19 protein-coding genes are annotated in these 22,059 nt (G+C 69.5%); 10 read left to right on the top strand and 9 right to left on the bottom strand.

The window, feature by feature from the left end:
- Positions 1-167 precede the first annotated feature (167 nt).
- From FF096_RS24175 to FF096_RS24155, 5 genes are all read left to right on the top strand, one after another.
- Positions 168-1,835: a fatty acyl-AMP ligase gene (locus FF096_RS24175; RefSeq protein WP_196222626.1), complete on the top strand. Its 1,668-nt coding sequence runs from the start codon at positions 168-170 to the stop codon at positions 1,833-1,835.
- 112 nt (positions 1,836-1,947) lie between these two features.
- Positions 1,948-2,211, top strand: coding sequence for an MbtH family protein (locus FF096_RS24170; protein ID WP_309223857.1), 264 nt, complete (start codon positions 1,948-1,950; stop codon positions 2,209-2,211).
- Positions 2,208-3,617 (top strand): cation:proton antiporter, encoded by a 1,410-nt coding sequence (locus FF096_RS24165; protein ID WP_196222625.1) that lies wholly within the window; start codon positions 2,208-2,210, stop codon positions 3,615-3,617. Before FF096_RS24170 ends, FF096_RS24165 begins: the two co-directional genes overlap by 4 nt.
- 66 nt (positions 3,618-3,683) lie before the next feature.
- On the top strand, positions 3,684-4,253 hold the full coding sequence (locus FF096_RS24160; RefSeq protein WP_155221865.1) for a helix-turn-helix domain-containing protein: 570 nt from the start codon (positions 3,684-3,686) through the stop codon (positions 4,251-4,253).
- A 177-nt stretch (positions 4,254-4,430) separates the two neighbouring features.
- Positions 4,431-6,224: a non-ribosomal peptide synthetase gene (locus tag FF096_RS24155; protein ID WP_309223856.1), complete on the top strand. Its 1,794-nt coding sequence runs from the start codon at positions 4,431-4,433 to the stop codon at positions 6,222-6,224.
- A gap of 109 nt (positions 6,225-6,333) precedes the next feature.
- On the opposite strand, the gene FF096_RS24150 is transcribed toward FF096_RS24155, so the two are convergent.
- The 4 genes from FF096_RS24150 to FF096_RS24135 form a co-directional block, all read right to left on the bottom strand.
- A complete protein-coding gene (locus FF096_RS24150; protein WP_155221863.1) occupies positions 6,334-7,908 on the bottom strand; it encodes an NAD(P)-binding domain-containing protein in 1,575 nt (524 codons plus the stop codon).
- 120 nt (positions 7,909-8,028) lie between these two features.
- Positions 8,029-9,240 (bottom strand): cytochrome P450, encoded by a 1,212-nt coding sequence (locus FF096_RS24145; protein WP_155221862.1) that lies wholly within the window; start codon positions 9,238-9,240, stop codon positions 8,029-8,031.
- Positions 9,241-9,316: 76 nt separating this feature from the next.
- Entirely contained in the window at positions 9,317-9,997 is a 681-nt protein-coding gene (locus tag FF096_RS24140) for a response regulator transcription factor (RefSeq protein ID WP_309223855.1), read from the bottom strand.
- Positions 9,994-11,226, bottom strand: coding sequence for a sensor histidine kinase (locus FF096_RS24135; protein WP_230462910.1), 1,233 nt, complete (start codon positions 11,224-11,226; stop codon positions 9,994-9,996). Before FF096_RS24135 ends, FF096_RS24140 begins: the two co-directional genes overlap by 4 nt.
- 152 nt (positions 11,227-11,378) lie before the next feature.
- On the opposite strand from FF096_RS24135, the gene FF096_RS24130 reads away from it, so the two are divergent.
- Together FF096_RS24130 and FF096_RS24125 are read left to right on the top strand one after the other, a co-directional pair.
- Positions 11,379-11,810: a DUF6220 domain-containing protein gene (locus FF096_RS24130; RefSeq protein WP_155221861.1), complete on the top strand. Its 432-nt coding sequence runs from the start codon at positions 11,379-11,381 to the stop codon at positions 11,808-11,810.
- The gene (locus FF096_RS24125) at positions 11,807-13,765 is read left to right on the top strand and encodes a multicopper oxidase family protein (protein ID WP_155221860.1); all 1,959 of its coding nucleotides are present in this window, start codon (positions 11,807-11,809) and stop codon (positions 13,763-13,765) included. Before FF096_RS24130 ends, FF096_RS24125 begins: the two co-directional genes overlap by 4 nt.
- Positions 13,766-13,771: 6 nt before the next feature.
- Here FF096_RS24125 and FF096_RS24120 read toward each other — a convergent pair whose 3' ends face one another.
- The 5 genes from FF096_RS24120 to FF096_RS24100 form a co-directional block, all read right to left on the bottom strand.
- Positions 13,772-14,305, bottom strand: a complete 534-nt coding sequence (locus FF096_RS24120; RefSeq protein ID WP_155221859.1) for a helix-turn-helix domain-containing protein — start codon at positions 14,303-14,305, stop codon at positions 13,772-13,774.
- An 18-nt stretch (positions 14,306-14,323) separates the two neighbouring features.
- Positions 14,324-14,893, bottom strand: coding sequence for a flavin reductase family protein (locus tag FF096_RS24115; protein ID WP_155221858.1), 570 nt, complete (start codon positions 14,891-14,893; stop codon positions 14,324-14,326).
- A gap of 100 nt (positions 14,894-14,993) precedes the next feature.
- Positions 14,994-16,241 carry a pyridoxal phosphate-dependent aminotransferase gene (locus FF096_RS24110; RefSeq protein WP_309223854.1) on the bottom strand — a complete coding sequence of 416 codons (1,248 nt, stop codon included), beginning with the start codon at positions 16,239-16,241 and terminating at the stop codon, positions 14,994-14,996.
- Between the two features lie 50 nt (positions 16,242-16,291).
- A complete protein-coding gene (locus FF096_RS24105) occupies positions 16,292-17,038 on the bottom strand; it encodes an SDR family NAD(P)-dependent oxidoreductase (RefSeq protein WP_155221856.1) in 747 nt (248 codons plus the stop codon).
- Positions 17,035-17,802: a thioesterase II family protein gene (locus tag FF096_RS24100; RefSeq protein ID WP_196222624.1), complete on the bottom strand. Its 768-nt coding sequence runs from the start codon at positions 17,800-17,802 to the stop codon at positions 17,035-17,037. Before FF096_RS24100 ends, FF096_RS24105 begins: the two co-directional genes overlap by 4 nt.
- Positions 17,803-17,925: 123 nt before the next feature.
- Here FF096_RS24100 and FF096_RS24095 point away from each other — a divergent pair, with 123 nt between their 5' ends.
- The 3 genes from FF096_RS24095 to FF096_RS24085 are packed head-to-tail and all read left to right on the top strand — an operon-like array spanning position 17,926 to position 21,986.
- Positions 17,926-19,551, top strand: a complete 1,626-nt coding sequence (locus FF096_RS24095) for a (2,3-dihydroxybenzoyl)adenylate synthase (RefSeq protein ID WP_155221854.1) — start codon at positions 17,926-17,928, stop codon at positions 19,549-19,551.
- 41 nt (positions 19,552-19,592) lie between these two features.
- The gene (locus FF096_RS24090) at positions 19,593-20,321 is read left to right on the top strand and encodes a tryptophan 2,3-dioxygenase family protein (RefSeq protein WP_155221853.1); all 729 of its coding nucleotides are present in this window, start codon (positions 19,593-19,595) and stop codon (positions 20,319-20,321) included.
- 57 nt (positions 20,322-20,378) lie between these two features.
- Complete coding sequence (locus tag FF096_RS24085; RefSeq protein ID WP_155221852.1) at positions 20,379-21,986, top strand: tryptophan halogenase family protein; 1,608 nt, start codon at positions 20,379-20,381, stop codon at positions 21,984-21,986.
- Positions 21,987-22,059: the final 73 nt, after the last annotated feature.

The raw sequence follows: 22,059 nt of genomic DNA, 5'->3' as shown, positions 1-22,059 counted from the left end.
GAGAGACCACGTGGTGCGGAACGTGGTCGACGAGTTGACCGTGCGGTTCGGGACCGGATCGGCAAGCCACAAGCATCGCCTCCGGACTCGTCACGGGTTGTGGGGTAGGGCCGTCCTAGGTTGTGAGGAGCGGGTTGATGAGGGGTAGTGTTCCGAACCATCCCACCGTGACGCATGCGCTGGTGGCGCAGGCGGAGCGTGGGTCGGACGGTAAGCAGATGACGGTCGTGCCCGAGCCGGGTCGGTTGGAGTCGCGCCGGTACGACGAGGTCCTCGACGAGGCCATGCGGTGCGCGGCGGTCCTCGCCGACTACGGCGTGGGCCGAGGCGATCGGGTCCTGCTGTGTCTGCCGACGAGTTGGACGTTCGTGACGGCGTTCTTCGGTTGCCAGCTGCTCGGCGCGGCCCCGACGGCGATCGCGGTGCCGACGAGCTTCGGGCGCGCGGCCGGGTTCGACGGTCAGGTCAAGGAGCTGGTGGCCTATCTGCGGCCGGCGGCGGTGGTGGCCAAGGGTGCCGTGGTCGAGGCGTCGGAGACCGTGGTGGACACGGTGTTCGTCGACGGTGACGTGTTGCTGGAGCGTGCGGCGTCGGCCGAGGCGTCACTGCGGCAGTTCCGGCTGCCTTCCGAGGACGAACTGGCGTTCATCCAGTGCACGTCTGGATCGACCGGCAGGCCCAAGGGCGTGATGATCTCACACGCCAACCTGTCCGCGAACATGACGCAGAACGTCAAGGCGACGGGATGGTCGATCGACGAGACGGGAGTGAGCTGGCTGCCGCTGTACCACGACATGGGCCTCATGTCGGGGTTGATGGTTCCGACGTTCGTCGGAAGCAACACCGTGCTCATGCCCCCGACGCAGTTCCTGCGTTCGCCGGTCGAGTGGCTGCGCAACATCAGCGCGACGAGGGGGAACTTCTCGGCGGCGCCCAACTTCGCCTACGGCTACGCGGCCGACAGGGTACGCGACAGTGACATGGAGAACGTGGACCTGTCGTCCTGGCGGATGGCGTTCTGCGGAGCGGAGCCCATCCACCCCGGCACGGTCCAGCGTTTCGTCGACCGGTTCGCCCGGTGGGGCCTGCGACGGGACCTGCTCATGCCCTGCTACGGCATGGCCGAGGCCACCCTGACCATCACCATGGCGCGGGACAACGGACCGGTCCAGGTCGACACCATCGACCGTACCGCCGCCGTCACGCACGGCCAGGCGATCGACGTCGACCCGGGCGACCCGAGCGCGATGCACGTCGTCGCCTGTGGCGCACCCGTCGTGGACACCGAGGTCCGGGTCGTCGACGGTGACGGCAACCCACTGGGCGACAACCAGATCGGTGACATCCAGTTCCGCAGCCCCGCCCGGACGGTCGGCTACTTCGACATGCCGGAGGAGACCGCCGCGTCCATCGCCGAGCCGGGCTGGTGGAAGACCGGCGACGTGGGTTACCTGCGAGACGGCGAGATCCGCATCACCGGACGGTCGAAGGACCTGATCATCATCCGTGGGTCCAACTACTTCCCGTCCGACTTCGAGCAGGCCGTCGAGTCGGTGCCGGGCATCCGACTCGGCACGGTCGTGGCCGTCGGTCACCGACCCGAGGACGGAGACTCCGAGGAACTGCACCTCATCGTCGAGTCGTACGTACCCGCCGATCAGCAGGAGGCGCTCCGCCAGGCGGTGCGTAGCACGGTCAGCGCGAAGACCGGCGTGCCCGTGGCGCAGGTGCACCTCGTCCCGAGACGAAGCATTCCCAAGACCACCAGCGGAAAGCTGCAACGAGCGAAGGCACGTCAACTGTTCATCGAGGACCCGGCGTCCGCGCCGACCTGACAGCCGGACGCCCACCGACCTCGCCGGCTCACCGGCCACGAGGACTGGGGCCTGCCACAACCCTGACCTGTCACCGTCCGGAAACCATTCGAGATCCTGAGGGGTTGTCCGCGTGTCCAATCCGTTCGACGACGACAGCCAGGAATTCCTGGCCCTGCGTAATGACGAGGAACAGTACTCCCTGTGGCCGGTCGGGATCGCCGTCCCCGACGGTTGGCACGTGGTGTACGGGCCGGCGGCCCGACGCCAGGTCGTCGACCACATCGACCGGACCTGGACCGACATGCGCCCGAAGAGCCTGCGGGACGCCGGGTCGGGGGCCGGTTGGGTAGGCCCGGACCCAGGCCGAACCTGGTCAACCGGCTTGCGAGCGTGATCACCCTGTCCACACGGACCCGGACCCTGCTCGGTGCGGCCCTCGGGCTTGTCGTGCTGGTGAGCACGGTGCCGCTGTGGGACACGGCGGGTTCGCCCGACGGGGACTCGCTCACCCGATTCCTGCTCGCGATCGCGGTGGTCCTGGTGACCTGCCAGGCCATCGCGGCGCTGGCCCGGCGGCTGGGTCAGCCGTCGGTCGTCGGCGAGATGGTCGGCGGCCTGGTGCTCGGCTCGTCGCTGCTCGGCGCTGTCTGGCCGTCGGCGACCGGGTTCCTGTTCCCTCCGATGGTGATGGACGGGCTCGACAAGGTCGCTCAGCTGGGTCTGGTCATCTTCGTCTTCCTGCTCGGCTGTGAGCTGCGTACCGACCGGATCGAGCGCAAGGGCGTGGTCGGCGCGGTGGTGGTCGCCGGCATGGGTCTGCCGTGGCTGGCGGGGATGGGCATCGTTGCCCTCACCGGTGGTCTGTTCGTCGGCTCGCAGGACTCGCCGACGGGCACGATGATGTTCGTCGGGCTGGCCATGGCGGTGACCGCGTTGCCCGTGCTGGCCCGGATCCTCGACGACCTGAAGCTGCGCCACACCAGCGTCGGTGTGCTGTCCATCTCGGCGGCAGCCATCGGCGACGGGCTGCTCTGGCTGGTGCTGGCCTTCCTGTTGGCCGGGCAGAGCACGAGCGGTGGGGGAGTACGCGTCCTGCTGCTCGGGGCCGCGCTGGTCCTCGTCACGGCGCTGTGCGTACGCCCGTTGCTGGTGGCGCTGGTGCGACGACTGGGTTCCGCCCCGTCGTTGACGGTGGTGCTGGTGGCCGGGGCGATCGGCTACTCGGTGCTCACCCAGTCCATCCACCTGCACCCGGTGGTGGGCGCCTTCCTCTTCGGCGTCGCCGTGCCGCGCGACTCCCTGGTCGTGGAACGGATCTGCCAGCAACTGGAGGGTTTCACCCTGCTCATCCTGTTGCCGCTGTTCTTCGCCGGGGTCGGCATGACGACCTCGATCGGGCTGCTGGGCACCACGCCGGTCACCTGGCTGGTGTTCATCGGGGTGCTGGTGGCCGCGTTGGTCACCAAGATCATCGGGGCGGGCGGGGCGGCGCGGTTGACCGGGATGCCGAACGGCGAAGCGCTGCGGTTCGGGATGCTCATGAACTGCCGAGGAGTCACCGAACTGGTCGTGTTGAGCATCGGCTACCAAGCCGGCTTCCTCAACCAGTTGGGCTACAGCGTCCTGGTGCTCGTCGCGGTGCTCACCACGGCGGCGACGGGGCCACTGGTGCGCTGGTCACTACGGCACGACGGGCGGGTCGCAGCGGCGCTACCGCCCTCCACATCCGACCGGCGGGAACACCCGCTGGTGGCCGGCGCGCCGGCCGATCGCTTCGACGGAAAGAAGAGAGACCTGTGAGGAGTGTCTCAGGGGTGGCATTTCTTAATTCCCATCGAGACATGGTGGCTATGGGGGATGCAGGCGATGGTCGATGTCAAGAACCTGGTTAAGTTCGTACGTTGGCCTGCGGAGAGTGACATCCGCGCGGAATGCCACGAGCAGCAGCATCTCTGTCTGCTGATCGTGGAGCACGGCGCGGCACCGCCAGACCAACTGAGTATCTACGAGGACTGGGTGCGCCCGCCGATCGGCCGGGAGGACCTCCAGGTCCGGATCCGCCAGTTGGCGGCCCGGGCGGTCCTCAACGAGAAGCCGGTGCTGGACCCGGCCGGGATGCTGTACTTCAACAACACATCCGTCACGCTCTCGCTGATGCAGTGCGAGATGCTGGCGCCGCTGCTGAACAGATACGGCCAGCTGGTCTACCGGACAGAGCTACGGGAGATCCTGGAAAGCTCCGGTGCCAGCTCGTCGAGCAACGCGCTCGACCTGCACGTCATGCGGCTCCGTCGACGTCTTGAGATCGTCGGCCTCGCGATCCGTACCGTCTGGGGCCGTGGCTTCTTCGTCGAGCCCGCCTCCCGAACGTCGACCCCTCAGGTGGACACCCGGCGGGCGGTCACGGCGGCGTCGAGAAGGTCCCGGTCACGGTGAGCGGAGGTGACCCCGTCGACCTCATCCGACCCTGACCGCGACCGGTCACCCGGATCCGATCGTGCGGTCCGTCGGAGCGCAAGCAATCTGAAAGACCCGGGAAAGCGTACGACAAAGCGTGGTGTGACCACGGCTATGGTCGATACACATTGGCAGGAAAGCTGCGTCGGAGGCGGAGTGGACACTGTTTCGGAGTTCTTTGAGGCGAGCGTGCTGACCTCCGGTGAGGCTCCGGCGGTCATTTTCGGGGAAACCGTCGTCGGGTATCCGGAATTGAACGCACGCGCGAATCGACTGGCCCGTCGGCTCATCGCGGCCGGCGTGGGGCCGGATTCGCTGGTCGCGATCGCGGTGCCACGTTCCGACGCGCTGATCACGGCGGTCCTCGCCGTGTTGAAGGCGGGCGGTGCGTACCTGCCGCTCGATCCCACCTACCCGGCCGAGCGGTTGACCCACATGGTCACCGACGCCCGTGCCGTGCTGTTGTTGCGGACCGGCAGCGTCGCCCCGCTGGACCTGGGCGTGCCGGAGCTGGTGCTCGACTCCGCGGAGTGCGTGGCGCAGTGCGCGGGCGAACGCGGTGACGACGTCACCGCGGACGAACGGCTGGGACCGCTGACCGCCGACAACCTGATGTACGTCATCTACACCTCGGGATCGACGGGCGTGCCCAAGGGCGTCGCGCTCACCCACGCCGGGGTGGCGGACCTGGTCTCCACGCAGGCCCGGGTGTACGGCATCCGCCCCGGCGAGCGGGTGTTGCAGTGGGCGTCGTTCAGTTTCGACGCCTGGTTCTGGGACTTCACCATGGCCCTCATGCACGGGGCGACGCTGGTGATGGCCGAGCAGGACGCCCTGATGCCCGGTGACTCGCTGCGCGAGACGATGTTGACCTACCGGGTGGACCACGCGACGCTACCGCCGGTGGCGTTGAGCATCACCGACAGCGCGGGCCTGTTGTCCGGCGGCACCCTCACCTCCACCGGGGACGTCTGCACCAGGGCTCTGGCGACCGAGTGGTCTCAGGGGCGGCGGCTGTTCAACGGCTACGGCCCGACCGAGGTGACCGTCGGCACGTCGATCGGTGGACCGGTCGACGGTGTGCAGGAGGCGGTGAGCATCGGGTCACCCTGGGACGGCAGCGCGGTGTACGTGCTCGACGAGCAGCTGCGGGATCTGCGCGACGGTGGCGAGGGTGAGCTCTACCTGGCCGGCAGCGGTGTCGCACGGGGGTACCTGCACCGTCCGGGCCTGACCGCGGCACGGTTCGTCGCCAACCCGTACGGCCCGCCCGGCAGCCGGATGTACCGCTCCGGTGACCGGGGCAGGCGCGCGGCCGACGGCGAGCTCTACTTCACCGGGCGGGTCGACGACCAGGTGAAGGTTCGCGGCTTCCGGGTCGAGCTCGGCGAGGTCGAGGCGCGGTTGGAGAGCCACCCGGCGGTGGAGTTGGCGGTGGCGGTGCTCGGTGGCGCCGACGCCTCGTCCCAGCACATCGTCGCCTACGTGACCGCCTCGGGGGAGCGCAGTCCGGAGGCGGCGGAGGTACGCGAGCACGTGCGGGCGGCGCTGCCCGACCACATGGTCCCGTCGACCGTGGTCGTGCTGGACCGGCTGCCCACCCTGCTGAACGGCAAGATCGACCGCAAGGCACTCGCCGAGCGGGCGGCGACGGCTGCGGCCGAGCAGCGACCCGGGCCGGAGGATGCTCCGTCGGGCGCCGTCGACCCGCCCGCCACCGGTGACGCGCCTTCGCTGGAGGTGCTGCTCTGCGGCCTGGTGGCCGAGACGCTGGACCTCACCGAGGTGACGCCGCAGGACAACTTCTTCGAGTTGGGCGGCCATTCGGTGCTCGCGGCCAAGCTCGCCAGCCGGATGCGTAAGGAGTTGGGCGTGAGCGTCGCGATGCGTTCGGTCTTCGAGGCCGAGAGCCTGGCCGAGCTGGCCGAGATCATGGCGCGGTCACGGTAGGCGTGGGTGGGGTGCTGCCCGGACCGTCGGTCGTGGGCAGCACCCCGGCTCACCGTGGTTGTCGGGTGGAGCGGGCGCGCGGCGGTGACGTGTACCGCCGGCTCCGGAGTCAGTAGACGCCGTCGCGTTTCACCAGGCCCACCGCGCCGAGCGCGCGGGTGACACCGGTGAGCGCGGTGGCCAGGATGATCTCCGCGGGGCCGAAGGCGACCGGTAGCTCCAGGATCCGGCGCTTGGCGTTCTCCCGGTCGCTGTGCGGCCCGTACAGGCGGAAGACGAGGGGCACCTGCGAACCGCACCAGAGGTGGTACGCCAGCCGAGGCTCGCGGAACACCTCCGGTCGCCACGGCGAGCACCCGATCACCTTGGCGAAATCGATCATGTAGCGGTTGTAGTGCACCAGCGTACGCAGCTCGGGGTTGCCGGTGAAGAACTCGTCCTCGTAGGCCGCCTGCCGCTTGATCAGCTGATCGAGTTCGGCCGGCGGCGGCAGGGTCCGCTTGCCGCTGCACAGCAGCGCGAAGTAGCGGGCCTGCATCTCCGAGCAGGCCGGGACGCCACCCGCCGCGGGCCGGGCCCACCCGATGAAGACCACACCGGTGCCGAGCTCCGGGTGGATCATGTGCTTGTACATCTGGCGCACGTCGGTGATCTGCACGTCCTTGAGCAGGGTGAAGTCCTCGGTGTAGCCGGTGTTCAGCATGATCGTGTCGATCGTGACCCGCCTGCCGTCCTTGAACTGGACGTAGTCCGGACCGAGTCGCTCGATGCCGGTGGCGTTGACCGTCAGCGTGCCGTCGACGATCCGGTGGATGAACGCCTCGTTCTTGGTCAGGAAGTGGTTGAAGAAGGTCTTGTTGTGCGAGTTCCACTCGGCCACCGCCCGGCTCACCGGGTTCTTGCCGAACCGCTTGCCGATCAGCGTCCCGACGCGGTGCACTGCGGTGGCGGCCGCCAGCGGCAACGCGTTGAGCATCTCCGAGGTGTAGGCGTCGTTCGGATGCGGGCGGTTCCCCGGAAACCGTGCGACGACCGACTGCCAGCGGCGTACCGACAGGGTGCAACTCGCCGCCACCTGGGCGATCTCGTTGACGACGTCGGCAGCGGTCTCGCCGATGCCGATGCACAGCACCCGCTTGCCCCGGAACGGCTCGGCGTTGCGGTAGTAGGCCGAGTGGGTGATCACCCCGGTGAAGTCCTCCTGACCCGGCAGGCTGACCTTGTTGGGAACCCGGTGCGTGCCGCTGGACACCACCACGGCGTCGAACTGATGGCTGGTGCGGGCGGCGGGGTCGTCCACGGAGGCGGTCTCGACCACGTAGCCGTCGCCGGTGTCACTCCTGGCGATGCTCAGCACGTCGGTGCGGGGGCGCAGCAGGGGCCGCAGACCGAAGGTGTCGGCGAAGTCGTTGAGGTACTGCCGGTACTCGGCGGCCGTCCAGAACCGCCGTTCCTGCTTCTCCGGCGGCGGGAAGCAGGAGAACGCCATCATGTAGTTGGAGATGGTCAGCAGCGTCGAGTCGTAGGCAGCCGGCTCGTCGTTGCCGGCGTCCGCGCGGAACACTCCACCGATCTCGGCGTTGTGATCGAAACAGGTCACGGTGTGACCCTCGTCCAGTAGTTCCTTCATCGCGATGAGGCCCGACGGGCCCGCGCCGATGACACAGACGTTTTTCACGGTCACCTCGACATTCTCGAAATGCGGTCTCGGGGGTGGGATCGCCCGGCCGCGGCGGTCGCGCCCGTCGGGGATGGACACGGGTAGCCGGGTCGCCCAGGGGCTGCCGCCCGGTGTCGCCGTGAATCAGCCGGTTTCGAAACGGACGGGCAGCGTGTCGTAGCCGGAGACGAAGTTCGAGTAGATGGGACGCGGTTTGCCGCACAGTTCCATCCGGGCCACCTGGGTGGTCAGGGTGGCCAGCAGTGCCCGCAGTTCGGCGCGGCCGAGGAAGGCGCCGAGGCAGTAGTGCGGGCCATGACCGAAGGAGAGGTGTTTGTTGGGTGACCTGGACAGGGTGAACCGACGCGGCTGATGGAAGACCGCCTCGTCGTTGTTCGCCGAGGTGTTCCACAGGGTGACGATGTCGCCGGGGCGGACCCGGTGCCCGTGGATCTCCAGATCGCTCACCGCGGTGCGTGCCACGTGCATCCCCGGGGTCGCCCAGCGGAGCACCTCCTCGACGGCGGAATCGAGGTCGACCGCGCCGGTGCGGAGGGCCTCCCACTGGTCGGGGTTCTCGATCAGGGCCAGGACCGCGCAGATCGCCGAGATCCGGGACGTCTCGTCGCCGCCGAGGATCAGGCTGTAACAGTTGACCGCGATCTCCTCGACGGTCAGCGCGACCCCGTCCACCTCGGCGCTGGCGAGCATGCTGATCACGTCGTCGCCGGGCTTGTCGCGCCGCTCCTGCGCCAGGTCGACGAAGTAGAGCAGGATCTCGTTGCGAGCGCTGAGCGCGTCCAGGTCGGTGCTGTCGGCCCGGTCGGACGACAGCGCCATCTTGTTCCACTGCAACAGGTCCTTGCGATCGCCGAGCGGCACCGACAGCAGGTCGCAGATGGTGTTCATCGGGATCTGGTCGGCCACCTCGGCGGCGAAGTCGACGGGCCCCGCACCGACGACCTGCGCCACGAGTTCGGTGGAGCGGATCTGGACCTTGGCCACCACCTCGCCCAGCGCGCGTGGGGTGAAGGCGCTGAACATCAGGTTGCGCAGCTTCCGGTGCTGCGGTCCGTCGGTGACCGCGAGCATGCTTCCGCCCGCCGAGTCGTCGCCCCGCAGCACCACATCGAGCACGTTGCCGCGTTCGGAACTGAGCGCCGCGTCGTGGTAGAGCGCCTGGACGTCGGCGTACCGGGACACCACCCAGAACCCGGGACCGCCCTGCGTGGCCTCGTGCCAGTAGACCGGCCTCGTCGCCCGTACTTCCCGCCAGAACGCGTGCACGTCGTTGTCGACGAAGGTGGCGGGATCGACCAGGTCCAGGGACCGGACACCGAGGGCAGACTCGCTCATGGCAAGATGGTGGCAGCCAGAGCACCCTCTGGTGTGGACTCTTGCCTGTTCCTTTCGGGCCCGACCCGCTACGGGTTCAGTGCTGCTCGGTGTACTGGCCCAGCCCGGTCTGGTAGGCGATCGCCACCAGCTGCGCACGATCGCGGGCGCCGAGTTTGCCCATGATGCGGCTGACGTGCGTACGCGCGGTCGCCGGACTGAGGAACAGCGCGGCACCGATCTCGTCGTTGCTCAACCCCTGCGCGACCAGCGTCAGCACCTCACGTTCGCGGTCGGTCAGTACCGCGAGCCGCTCCTCGCCCGCCTGCGCGGCCTTACGTCGTGCCGTGAACTGGCTGATGAGCCTGCGGGTGACCCGGGGGGCGAGCAGCGCGTCCCCGGCGGCGATGACCCGGATGGCGTGCAGCAGCTCGGCGGGGCCGGCATCCTTGAGCAGGAAACCACTCGCGCCCGCCTGGAGGGCCTCGAACACGTTCTCGTCGGTGTCGTAGGTGGTGAGGATGAGAATCCGCACCTGCTCCAACCCCGGCATCTCGGCGATCTGCGCCGCGGCACGGATGCCGTCCAGTCGCGGCATGCGGATGTCCATGAGGATGACGTCGGGCCGGGTGACGCGGGCCAACTCGACGGCCTCGGCGCCGTTGGTGGCCTCGCCGACCACGGTGATGTCGTCCTCCAGGTCCAGCAGTAGCCGGAAGCCGGAACGGACCAGCCGCTCGTCGTCGGCGAGCAGCACCTTGATGAGCGGGTCGGTCACTGGCGTGCCGCAACCGGCGCGAGCGGCAGGCGGGCGATGACCTCGAAGCCGCCGTCGGGACGGGCGGTGGCGTGCAGGTCCCCGCCGAGCAGTTGGCAGCGTTCCCGCATCCCGATGATGCCCCGACCACTCGACGGTGGACCGCCCGCACCCACCGCGACGAGCGCGGAGTCGCGTACCCCCTCGTCGGTGACCCGGATGTGGAGCGTGTCGGACGCCGCCTCGATCGTCACGCTCACCCGGGTCGGCCCGACATGGCGGATCACGTTGGTGATCGATTCCTGGACGATGCGGTAGGCCGCGCTGTTCACCGCGCTCGGTAGCGGCGATGTCGCCGACGTCTGCTCGATGCTGATGTCGAGACCGGCCGCACGGCCCTTCTCGGCAAGCTCGTGGAGCTGGTCGAGGCCGGGACTGGGCTCGCGCCCGTCCTCACGCAGGACCCCGAGCACGGCACGCATCTCGTGCAGCGCCCGTGAGCTGGTCTGCTCGATGGCGCGTAACGCGTCGCGGGCCTGAGCCGGTCGCTTGTCGAGCACGTGGGCCGTCACGCTGGCCTGCACGTTGATGATGGCGATGGCGTGTGCGACGGTGTCGTGGACCTCGCGGGCGATGCGCAACCGTTCGGCGTCGACCCGCGCCCGGGTCTCCTCCTCGCGGGCCCGTTCGGCCAGCTCGGCCCGCCGCTGGGCGTCGGCGGCGATGACCCTGCGGGATCGTACGGACTCGCCGAGCGTGATGCTGATGACCGATGCGCCGATCCGGAGGAACACCCAACCCACGGCCTCCACCGGCTGGATGTCCGCCCCGGCGACCAGCCAACCGACGGCGAGCACCGCGGTGCCCGCGCCGGCGATCAGCAGCGAGCGGCGTCCGTCGCCGTAGGCGGCGAGGGTGTAGAGGGCGACGAAGAGACCGAGGCAGGCCATCCGGTCGGGGAACCCGAGACCGAAGTAGACCAGGCTGGTCACGCCGGTGACCGCGAACACGGCGATCGGCCACCGGCGTCGCACGGCGATGGCCAGGCCGCTCACCACCACCAGGCCGAAGCCGGCGTACCCGAAGTCGGAGACGGGTCGGGCGATCGGCTCGGGGAGGACGGCACCGTGCTTGCTGACGCTCTGGACCTGCATCACCGTGACGAACAACGCCAACAGCAGGTCGACGAACCAGGCAGGCCGCCGCGCGAACCAGGAGCGCAGTCGTTCCGGCATCACCCGCAGGTTCATGCCGCGATCCTACGACAACGACCGAACTCTCCGGTGCGTGGCCGACTACGCCCTGCGACGTACCCGCAGCGGCGTCCGCTACGCGCATCGGCGTAGCGGATGCCGCGTTTGGTGCCATGCGCGCGGGGCGGTGCGACGCGACGATCTGTCCCATGAAGAAGCTCTTCGCGGGTCTGGCCTCGCTGCTGCTGTTCGCCGAGGTCGTGCAGTTCTACCTCGCCGCGAGTGGGGCGTTCGATACCGCCCCCATCGAGGAGTCGTTCTCACCCCACCGCTTCCTCGGGTACTCGATGCTCGCGTTCGCCATCGTGCTCGTGGGGGTCTCCGCGCTCGCCCGGATGCCCGGACGGGTGATCGGCAGGACGGCCGTGGTGGCCGGACTGGTGCTCGTCCAGTCGCTGATCCGGGAGGTGGCCCGGTCCTTCGGCGAGGGTTCCGAGGCGGGGCACCTCATCTTCGGCGTGCACGCGGTCAACGGGCTGGTCATCTTCGGCGTCACCCTGTGGGTGGTCCGTCAGGCACGCCAGATCGCCTGGCAGCCCACGGAGAGCAGCACTGAGACCAGTCACGCCGCCCGGTCATGACGACGGCGGCACTGACCGTCCTGGATCACGCCTGGGCGCTGTTGGCCGCCGTCGGGTGGCTCGCCGCCGCCGTGACGACGTTACGCGGCTACGCCAGGGTCGCCCTGACGTTACTCGTCGCGGCGCTGGCGCTGACCGTCGGCAAGGCCGTGTCGGTGGCACTACTGGCCGGGCGGGGCTGGTGGTTCGCCCAGGAGAAGGTGCTGCTCGGGATGCCGCTGCTCGCGGTGGCCGCGGTGATCGCCGTGGCGGTGGCCGGGCCGCCGCTGTACGCGCGGGTCACCGGGGCGTCCGGCCGGGCCGGTGACCGACCTACCGGCGTCGTCGCGTTGTTCGGCGCCGGGTACGCCGCGTTGGCCGGGTTCGGGCTCACCTACCTGGCCGGGTATCCGCTGACCCTGCCCGTGGCACTGATCACGGTCGGTCTGGTGCTGGCGGCGGTGCTGCTGACCGCGCGATCGTTGGCCGCGCCCCTCGAGGCGGGGGAGGCGAACCCGGATGCCGGGCCGAGCCTGTCCCGTCGCGGTTTCCTCGGCGTCGCCGGCGGAGTGGCCGCAGTGGGCGCCACCGGCACCGGCGTGGGCCTGACGTTGCTGTCCTCCGCGCCGAAACACACGGCCGGTGGTGGTCCCGGCCCGTCCGGCGCCTCCCCGGTCTCGGTGGCCGACCTGCGCGGGCCCGACACACCCGCGCCGGGTGGCGTACGACGCGCCTACGAGCTGACCGCCCGCAAGGCCGCCGTGCGGCTGCCGTCGGGGCAGGACGTCGACGCCTGGACCTTCGAGGGCGTGGCCCCCGGCCCGCAGATCACCGCGACCCAGGGGGACCTCGTCGAGGTGACGCTGGCCAACCACGACATCGACGAGGGGGTGACCCTGCACTGGCACGGCTACGACGTGCCCTGCGGGGAGGACGGAGTGGCCGGCCTCAGCCAGCCGAAGGTGAACCCCGGAGCCACCTTCGACTACCGGTTCCGCGCCGACCAGGTCGGCACCTACTGGTACCACACCCATCACGTGTCCCACGTCGGCGTGCGGCGTGGCCTCTACGGAGTCCTCGTCGTGACACCCCGCGCGGATCCCCAGCCGGCGGATCTCGACGTGGTCGTTCCGGTGCACACGTTCAACGGCGGCCCGGCGGTCGCGGGCGTCGAGCATGTCGCGCCGGCCGGCGCGACGGTCCGGATGCGCCTGGTCAACACCGACTCCGACCCGCGTCGCTTCGCGCTGGCGGGCACCGGGTTCCGGGTGGTCGCCGTCGACGGCCGTGACCTACAGGGGCCCGGTGAGACGAGCCGGACGGCGCTGCGGGTCGCCGCGGGTGGGCGCCGCGACCTGGTGTTCGCCATGCCGGAGACCCCCGTGGCGCTGTTCGTCGACGGCGTGGCCGCCGTGTGGGTGCGACCCCGACCGGACGCGCCCGACGGCGAGGCGGCCACGCAGGACACGGCCGGCTGGCCGGAACTGGACCTGCTCACCTACGGCACCTCGGCACCGGTGCCCCTGCGTACGGCGACCCCGGACCGGCACTTCACCCTCGTGCTCGACCGTGGGGTGGCCATGGTCGACGGGCGGCCCGCGTTCGCGCAGACGGTCAACGGGCGGGGCCATCCGTCGATCCCCGACCAGATCGTGACCGAGGGCGACGTGGTGCGTTTCACCGTGGTCAACCGCAGTCTGGAAACCCATCCGTGGCATCTGCACGGTCATCCGGTGCTGATCCTGTCCCGCGACGGCAAGCCCGCCGAGGGCAGTCCGCTCTGGATGGACACCTTCGACGTACGCCCCGGCGAGGTGTGGGAGGTGGCGTTCCAGGCGAACAACCCCGGCATCTGGATGAACCACTGCCACAACCTGCCGCACGCCGAACAGGGCATGATGCTGCACCTGCGCTACGACGGCGTTAGCACCCCGTTCCACGGCTCGCACGCGGCGGGGCACCGCCACCCCTCCTGACGGCACTCAGGTGGCCAGCATGATCTTCGGGTATCTCGCCGCGACCTTCTCGCTGGCCTTCGGTCCGCGAGCGAACACCACGTTCTCGGTGTCGATCCGCCGACCCGTCCGCCGGTCCACCACGACCGGGTCCACCTCCGCCGAGGTCTCGGTGTCGACCAGCACGACGCTGCGGTCCTCCGGGGCCAGCCGGTGGTTGCCCCAGGCGGCGATGACCAGCAGCAGCGGACGAAGCGTCCGGCCCAGGGGAGTCAGTCGGTACTCCCGGTCCTCGGCGCCCGCGACGTCGGCGACCTGCTCGATCAGGCCCCGGGTGCACAGGTCGTCGAGTCGCTCCGTCAACAGTTCGGTGGGTGTCTCGAGGTTGGTTCGGATGGCCGCGAACCGGGTGTGGCCGTTGAACAGTTCGTGCAGGATCTCCAACGTCCACCAGGCGCCCACCGTCTCCACGGTGCGTCCCAGCGGGCAGTCGGGGATCCGGGCCTTCGGGCCGGAGGAACGCGGTGCGCCCTGCTGGGCGCTGGTGCGGACACTGCTCATCTCAACTCCAGGTCTCGTTCACCGTCGAGCGTCCGGATCCGGCCCGGACGGTTCGGACGGCGGGGTGCCGGCCAGCGACCAGTACCGCCGCATGCCGTACAGCAGCGGGCTGACCGGGGCGACCGCGTGGGCGCGGATCCGCAACACCGTGCCGAAGACCACGACGTGGTCACCGACGGGCATGGCGTTGCTGACGCGACAGTCCGCGGTCGTGTGGGCGTCGTCGACCAGGTGCGGCATGCCGGATGCCGGATCCGGGGCCCAGGCGACCTTCTCGAACCGGTCCGGCGCGCCGGAGGCGAACAACTGCGCGGCCCGCTCGGCGTGGTCGCGCAACAGGTTGACCGCGAAGGTGGACACCGCGAGCAGCGCCGCCAGTGTCGGACTCGCGGCGCGCAGGCAGACCAGCAGGGTCGGCGGCTGTAGCGCGACGCTGCACACCGACGAGCAGGTCAGTCCCCACGGCACGCCGTCCGACGCCGTGGTCGTCACGATGGCGACCCCGGCGGGATGTGTGGCCATGAGGGAACGGAACTGCGCCGGGTCGACCAGCGGTGACGTCACGGTGCCTGTGACGGGCTCCGGCATGGTGTTGCCCACCTCCTCGCTCGAACGCACAGGGAGCCTTGCGGATCGCCGCACCTGCCGGTCGGGCAGAACCCGACGGCAGGTGATCGGCGCGACCGGTCTATCGGGGACCCTCTTCGCCGCATTCGTCGACGAACTCCAGGATCTTGCGTACGCCGGTCTCCAGCCAGCCGGGATCCACACAGAACGCGACCCGGACCAGGTGCCGCGCCCAGGGTGCGAAGTCGTGGGCACGGATGTGGCCCCGGTCGTCGAGTTCGGGACGCATGGCGAAGCCGTTGCCGGCGACCACGGCGACACCTTTGCGCTCCAGCAGGCGCAGCGCGAACGTCTCCGCGTCCAGCCCGGTCCGGGCCACGTCCAGCATCGCGTACCAGCCACCTGCGGGCAGGTCGCTCAGCAGTCCGGCCTTGACCAGCGGTGGCAGGGCCACGTCGCGGTTGCGTTGCACCAGCTTCCGGTTGGTGGCGGCGGCGTCGTGCCGGCTGGCCAGCGCGGCCACTCCGGCGTGCTGCACCGGGGTGGAGGTGCCGATGATGTTCGCCTCCTGGACCACCCGCATGACATCGGCGGCGCGGTCGTTGGCCAGCACGACGTACCCGAGCCGGTAGCCGGTCATCGCGAAGCTCTTGGAGAAGCTGAAGACGCTGTGCACGATGCGCTCGTCGACCGGGACGTCGCGTTCCAGGGACGCTACGGAGAGATGCTCGCGTTCGTAGCAGAAGTGTTCGTACGCCTCGTCGCTGACCACGTGCCAGCCCCGGGTGCGGGCCAGGTCGAGCAGGGCCCGGATCTCGTCGGGGTTCAGCACGACACCGGTGGGGTTGGCGGGCGAGTTGATCAGCAGCACCTTGGTGCGTGGGCTGGCGGCGGCCGCGATCTGCTCGACGTCGGGTCGGAAGCCGGGCCCGAGCGGGTACAGGACCGGCCGGAGACCGGCGAGCAGACTCTGCTGAAGGTGGACCGGCCAGTGCAGTTCCGGCAGGAGGATCTCGGCCCCGGGCTCGGTGAGGGTTTGCAGCAGGGCGGCGAGTCCCTCGCACGAGCCCGGCGTGACGAGCACCCGGTCGACGACGGTGTCCACACCGTTGTCCGTACGCAGCTTCTCGACCGTCGCCTCGCGCAGCTCGGGCAGGCCCTCCGGCCCGGTGTACTTGGTGTCGCCACGCCGCACCGCGGCCACGAACGCGTCGGCGACGTTGTCGGCGGGATGGAAGTACGGGTCACCGACGTGCAGCTTGACCACCTCCGCGCCGGTGCGCTGCTCCATGTCCTGGGCGGCGCGGAAGATGGTGTGCAGACACGAGGAGGGGATGAAGCTGGCAGCGGACGAGATTTCGGGGCTCACGCTCTGACCACCTCTGTTCCGTGAAGGGTTGGTACCTGACTGGGCGGGGCTCATGCCGTGCGGCCGCCGTCGACGGGAATCAGCGCGCCGGTGACCCAGCCGGACAACGCCGGATCGAGCAGGTTGCAGACCCATTGGCCGATCTCCGTGCGGTCGCCGAAACGGCCCATCGGGGTCGCCGCGGTCAGGTCGGTCCGCAGCCGCTCGATGCCGGCGTCGTCCAGTCCGGCGTTGGTCCACAACGGTGTGTCCACCGGGCCCGGGAGAATGGCGTTGACGCGTACGTCCGGGGCGAGTTCGCGGGCCAGGGAACGGGTGAGGCTGTTGAGGGCCGCCTTGGTCGCGCCGTAGTAGGCACGACCCGGCATCGACAGCACGCCGCCGACCGAGGAGATGTTGACCACGCTGCCCTTGTTGGCCCGCAGCTGCGGCAGCGCGCACCGGATCAGGTCGGCGGGCGCGCGGACGTTCACCGCGAACATCTCGTCGAACCGTGCCGGGTCGAGTGTGTCGATAGGGCCGAACTGGGCCATGCCGGCGTTGTTGACCACCGCGTCGAGGCGGCCGAAGGTCTCCGTGGCGACCGCGACGACCCGCTCGGCGGTGCCGGGGGCGCAGACGTCCGCCGCCACCACCGCCACGGCGAACGGGTGGCGGTCCGCCAGCACCCGCAGCGGCTCCTCGCGGCGGCCGACGACCGTCACCTTGGCGCCCGATTTCACCAGGCACTCGGTGATTCCCAGGCCGATGCCGGTGGCGGCGCCGGTGACGACGACCGAAGTGCCGTCGAGGCTCATCGCCGTACCCCGCTCTCTGTCAGGGCCGCCATGATGTCGGCGACCATCTCGTCCGGGTGGGACAGCAACCGGAAGTGACCCCCCGGCAGGGCTCGCATACTGAATTCCCCGTCGTTGACCGCCGCCCAGGTGGCCACCTGATCGGCGTCGACCAGCGGGTCCTCGGTGTTGTAGTAGCCCCGCACCGGGCACTCCAGCGGCGTGGCCTCCGGTGCCGGGCGGTAGGTCTCGTGCAGGGTGATGTCCGACCGCAGTACGGGCAGCAGCAGGTCGCGCAGTTCGGGCTGGTCGGCGATCTCCGGTTCGATCCCGCCGAGTCGCACGACCGACGACCACAGTTCGTCGTCACCGAGTCGGTGGGTGGTGCCGCCACCGGCCAGCCACGGCCCGGCCGCGCCCGAGACGAACAGGTGGTGCACGGGGGCGCCGCTGTCCCGCATCGCGCGGGCGGTCTCGTAGGCGACCAGCGCGCCCAGGCTGTGTCCGATCAGCGCGCACCGGACGGGCGGCAGCTGTCGTAGCTCCGCGGCCACCTGGGTCGCCATCTCGGCGATGTTGTCGGCGGGCGGCTCGGCCAGTCGGTCGGCGTGGCCCGGGTACTGCACGGCGTGCAGCGCCACGTCGGCCGGCAGCGCCGTCGACCAGGGGCGGTACACCGCCGCCGTGCCTCCGGAGTGCGGAAAACAGACCAGCCGTGCGGTGGGTTCTTCGACGCTGGTGAGCGTACGTAACCAACCCCGATTGGATCTCCGTGTTCGGCTCACGATATCGAGCGTCACCGAGGCCGCTTGATCATCTAGACAATCTGTCAAGGCTCTGTCGGGTGTGACGCGGCCCCTGGGCTGCTACCGGAATCTGTTATCGCCGTACCGAAGGAGGACAGACACATGCTCGACGGGTTCGTGCCCTGGCCGCCCGATGTCGCCGAACGCTACCGCCAAGCGGGCTACTGGCGAGGTCTTTCCCTTCGGCAGCTCTTCGACGACAGCGTCCGCCGCCATCCGGACAGGATCGCCGCAGTGGACGCCACTCGTCGCGTCACCTACGCGGAGCTGGCGGACGAGGCCGATCGCATCGCCGCGGGCCTGCTCGACCTCGGTGTCGGCAGTCGCGACCGGCTGATCCTGCACCTGCCGAACGTGAACGAATTCCTGTCGGTCCTGTTGGCGGTGTTCAGCATCGGCGCGATACCGGTGCTGGCCCTGCCCGGTCACCGCCGGGACGAGATCACCCACCTGGCCCGTGCCTCGGACGCGGTGGCCTACATCGGTCCGGACCGTTTCCAGGGGTTCGACCACCGTGCGCTGGCTCGCGAGATCGTCGCCGACGTGCCGAGCATGCGGCACGTCGTGATCGTCGGCGACAGCGCCGAGTTCACCCCGCTGGCCGAGTTGGTCAAGTCCGAACCGCGTACGCTGCCCCCGGTCGACGCCTCGGAGATCGCGCTACTGCTGCTGTCCGGCGGGACGACGGGTGTGCCGAAGTTGATCCCCCGCACCCACGACGACTACGCCTACAACATCTTCGCGTGCGCCGAGGTGACCGGGTTCGGCGCGGACAGCGTCTATCTCGCCGCGAACCCCGTACCGCACAACGCCGCGCTCGGCTGCCCGGGTGTGCTCGGCGCGCTGCTCCTCGGCGGGAAGGCCGTCCTGGCCGCCAACCCCAGCCCGGACCACGTCTTCCCGTTGATCGGTGGGGAGGGGGTCACGCACACCGCACTGGTCCCCGCGCTGGCCCTGCTGTGGACCGAGGCGGCGCAGTTCATGCCGGTCGACATGAGCGGCATGACCCTCCAGGTGGGCAGCTCGAAGTTCAGCCCCGCCGCGGCCGAGCGGGTCAGGTCGGGCCTGAAGTGCCGCATCATGAACGTCTACGGCATCGGCGAGGGCCTGATCACCCACACCCGGCTCGACGATCCGCTGGAGGTGGTCTACACCACCGAGGGCACGCCCATCTGCCCGGACGACGAGGTCAAGATCGTCGACGCCGAGGACCGCGAGCTTCCGGCCGGGGTGACCGGCGAGCTGCTCACCCGTGGCCCGTACACGATCCGGGGGTACTTCGCCGCGCCGGAGCACAACCGTCGGGCGTTCACCGCCGACGGGTTCTACCGCACCGGCGACCTGGCCAAGCTGACCGAGGACGGGCGCATCGTCATCGAGGGCCGGCTCAAGGACATCATCCACCACTTCGGCGAGAAGGTCTCCGCCGAGGAGGTGGAGGCCCACGTGTTGACCTACCCGTCGGTGCGGGACGCGGCGGTCGTCGGCATTCCCGACGACGCCGTCGACGAGCGGATCTGCGTGTTCGTGGTACTCACCGCCGAGGCGGAGGCGGCGGCGACGCCGTTGTCACTGCGCACCATCCGGGAGCACATCCGCGACCGTGGGTTGGCGCCGTACAAGCTGCCCGACGAGTTGGTCGTCGTGCCTGATCTGCCTCGTACCCCCGTGGGAAAGATCGACAAGAACGCCCTGCGCGCGGGGCGGCGGGAGCTTCAGCGCCACTGAGCCACCGTCGCTGCACCTTGCTGAGGAGGGCCTGCACACCGATGACCAATCCGACGGACACCAAGCGCGACCGTGCGTACGGGGAGATCCTCAGGCTGGCGGAACTGCTCGACATCGCCTGCGTGCGCGACGAGCCGGACCGAACCCTCTTCTTCGCCGCCCACCAGGCGTGCGAGCTGTGGTTCGCGGTCATCCTGCGACACCTCGAGTCCGCTCGGGACGCGTTGAACCGCGACCGGGCGGACGACGCCGCTGACCACATCGAACGGCTACCGTCGGCGATGCGGGTGCTCAGCGGACACTTCGACGTTCTGAGCACGCTGGCACCCGAGTCGTTCGACGAGATCCGAGCGACCCTCGGCTCGTCGAGCGGCTTCCAGTCCGCACAGTATCGGGAGATCGAGTTCCTGTGCGGGGCCCGGGACCCGCGCTTCCTCAACACGCCAGGGTTCACCTCGGGAGAACGGGCTCGGCTCGTCGCCCGCTGCGAGGAGCAGTCGCTGTCGTGCGCCTTCGTCGAGTACCGCGACCGGGCACGGATTGTCGGTGACCTGAGGTCGGTCGAGCGGGTACGCGCCGCCCTGGTGGCCTTCGACGACGCGGTGCGCTCGTGGCGTGCCCGCCATGCCCAACTGGCCGAGCAGTTCCTCGGCGCGGCCCGTGGCACGGCCGGGTCGGCCGGTGCCGCCTACCTGTGGCGGTCGACTGAGCGCACGTTGTTCCCGGAGGTCCTGACGCCAGCGATCAGCGGCGGGGTCGACCAGCACTGAGCCGAAGCACACCCCTTTCGTCGAGTCCCGGGTAATCGGGTACAAGGAGGAACCGCAATGACTGTCAGTGGTGCCGCCGCCAAGAACACGCGCGAGCCCGGCAGGACACAGCGAGTCGTCATCGTCGGTGGTGGTACGGCCGGTTGGATGACCGCGTCGTACCTGGCAGCCGCCTTCGGTGGCCGGATCGACGTCACCGTCGTCGAGTCGGCGAGCGTCGGCACGATCGGCGTCGGCGAGGCGACCTTCAGCGACATCCGGCACTTCTTCGAGTTCTTACGGCTCAAAGAGTCCGACTGGATGCCGGCCTGCAACGCCACCTACAAGCTGGCCGTCCGGTTCGAGAACTGGCGCGAGCCGGGCCACCACTTCTACCACCCGTTCGAGCAGATGGCCTCGGTCGACGGGTTCCCCCTCAGCGACTGGTGGCTGCGTTACCCGACGACGTCGCGGTTCGACAAGGACTGCTTCGTGATGGCGTCGCTGTGTGACGCCGAGCGTTCCCCCCGGTACCTCGACGGGAGCCTGGTCGACCAGGGATTCGTCGAGCAGAACCAGGACGAGACCACGGCCCGGTCGACCATGGCGGAGTACCAGGGTGCGCAGATCCCCTACGCGTACCACTTCGAGGCGCACCTGCTGGCGAAGTTCCTGACCGGCTACTCCACCGAGCGGGGCGTCAAGCACATCGTCGACAACGTCGTGGACGTGGCGCTCGACGAACACGGGTTCATCTCGCACGTACGCACCGCCGAGCACGGTGAACTCGCCGCCGACCTCTTCGTCGACTGCACCGGTTTCCGGGCGTTGCTGCTGAACAAGGCGCTCGGCGAGCCGTTCGTGTCCTACCAGGACACGCTGCCCAACGACAGCGCGGTCGCCCTCCAGGTGCCGCTGGACATGGACCGCAAGCCGCTGCGGCCGTGCACCACCGCGACCGCGCAGGAGGCCGGGTGGATCTGGACGATCCCGCTGATCAGCCGCATCGGCACCGGCTACGTCTACGCCAGTGAGTACACCACGCCGGAGGAGGCGGAGCGGACGCTGCGCGAGTTCGTCGGGCCGGAGGCGGCCGACGTGCCGGCGAACCACATCCGGATGCGCATCGGCCGCAGCCGCCGCTCGTGGGTGAAGAACTGTGTCGCCGTCGGTCTGGCCAGCGGCTTCGTCGAGCCACTGGAGTCGACCGGCATCTTCTTCATCCACCACGCCATCGAGCAGATCGTCAAGTACTTCCCGGCCGGGCGCGGTGACGACCTGCTGAGGGAGCAGTACAACAAGTCCGTCTCGCACGTCATGGACGGCGTGCGTGAGTTCCTCTGCCTGCACTACCGGGGTGCGAAGCGGGTCGACAACCAGTACTGGAAGGACACCAAGACCCGTACGATCCCCGACTCGCTCGCCGAGCGCCTGGAGATCTGGCAGCACAAGGTGCCGGACTCCGAGTCGATCTACCCGTACTACCACGGTCTGCCGCCCTACTCGTACAACTGCATCCTGCTCGGCGCGGGCGGCATCGACGTGCGGCACTCGCCGGCGCTGGAGTTCGCCGACGAGCGGGCGGCGATGGCGGAGTTCGAGCGCATCCGCACCAAGGCCCAGAAGCTGGTGCAGGAACTGCCCACGCAGAACGAGTATTTCGCCGCCATGCGCGCCGGTCTCTGAGTGCGTGTTTGAGATGAGGTTGGTCAGGTCCGGTTGAAGGTGCGGCGGGCTTGTCGGTGTGCCGGTTGACCAC

It is taken from the genome of Micromonospora sp. CP22, assembly GCF_009712475.1.
In the GTDB taxonomy this organism is placed as follows: domain Bacteria; phylum Actinomycetota; class Actinomycetes; order Mycobacteriales; family Micromonosporaceae; genus Micromonospora.
Note: the sequence above shows the minus strand (reverse complement) of the source record. Positions and strands in the feature narration are given on the sequence as shown.

What these genes read in the sequence shown, in the direction of transcription:
- FF096_RS24160 (WP_155221865.1), top strand. Translation starts at nt 3,684, where the DNA reads ATGGTCGATGTCAAGAACCTGGTTAAGTTCGTACGTTGGCCTGCGGAG.
- FF096_RS24145 (WP_155221862.1), bottom strand. Translation starts at nt 9,240, where the DNA reads ATGAGCGAGTCTGCCCTCGGTGTCCGGTCCCTGGACCTGGTCGATCCC.
- FF096_RS24135 (WP_230462910.1), bottom strand. Translation starts at nt 11,226, where the DNA reads ATGAACCTGCGGGTGATGCCGGAACGACTGCGCTCCTGGTTCGCGCGG.
- FF096_RS24130 (WP_155221861.1), top strand. Translation starts at nt 11,379, where the DNA reads ATGAAGAAGCTCTTCGCGGGTCTGGCCTCGCTGCTGCTGTTCGCCGAG.
- FF096_RS24125 (WP_155221860.1), top strand. Translation starts at nt 11,807, where the DNA reads ATGACGACGGCGGCACTGACCGTCCTGGATCACGCCTGGGCGCTGTTG.
- FF096_RS24120 (WP_155221859.1), bottom strand. Translation starts at nt 14,305, where the DNA reads ATGAGCAGTGTCCGCACCAGCGCCCAGCAGGGCGCACCGCGTTCCTCC.
- FF096_RS24115 (WP_155221858.1), bottom strand. Translation starts at nt 14,893, where the DNA reads ATGCCGGAGCCCGTCACAGGCACCGTGACGTCACCGCTGGTCGACCCG.
- FF096_RS24105 (WP_155221856.1), bottom strand. Translation starts at nt 17,038, where the DNA reads ATGAGCCTCGACGGCACTTCGGTCGTCGTCACCGGCGCCGCCACCGGC.
- FF096_RS24095 (WP_155221854.1), top strand. Translation starts at nt 17,926, where the DNA reads ATGCTCGACGGGTTCGTGCCCTGGCCGCCCGATGTCGCCGAACGCTAC.
- FF096_RS24090 (WP_155221853.1), top strand. Translation starts at nt 19,593, where the DNA reads ATGACCAATCCGACGGACACCAAGCGCGACCGTGCGTACGGGGAGATC.
- FF096_RS24085 (WP_155221852.1), top strand. Translation starts at nt 20,379, where the DNA reads ATGACTGTCAGTGGTGCCGCCGCCAAGAACACGCGCGAGCCCGGCAGG.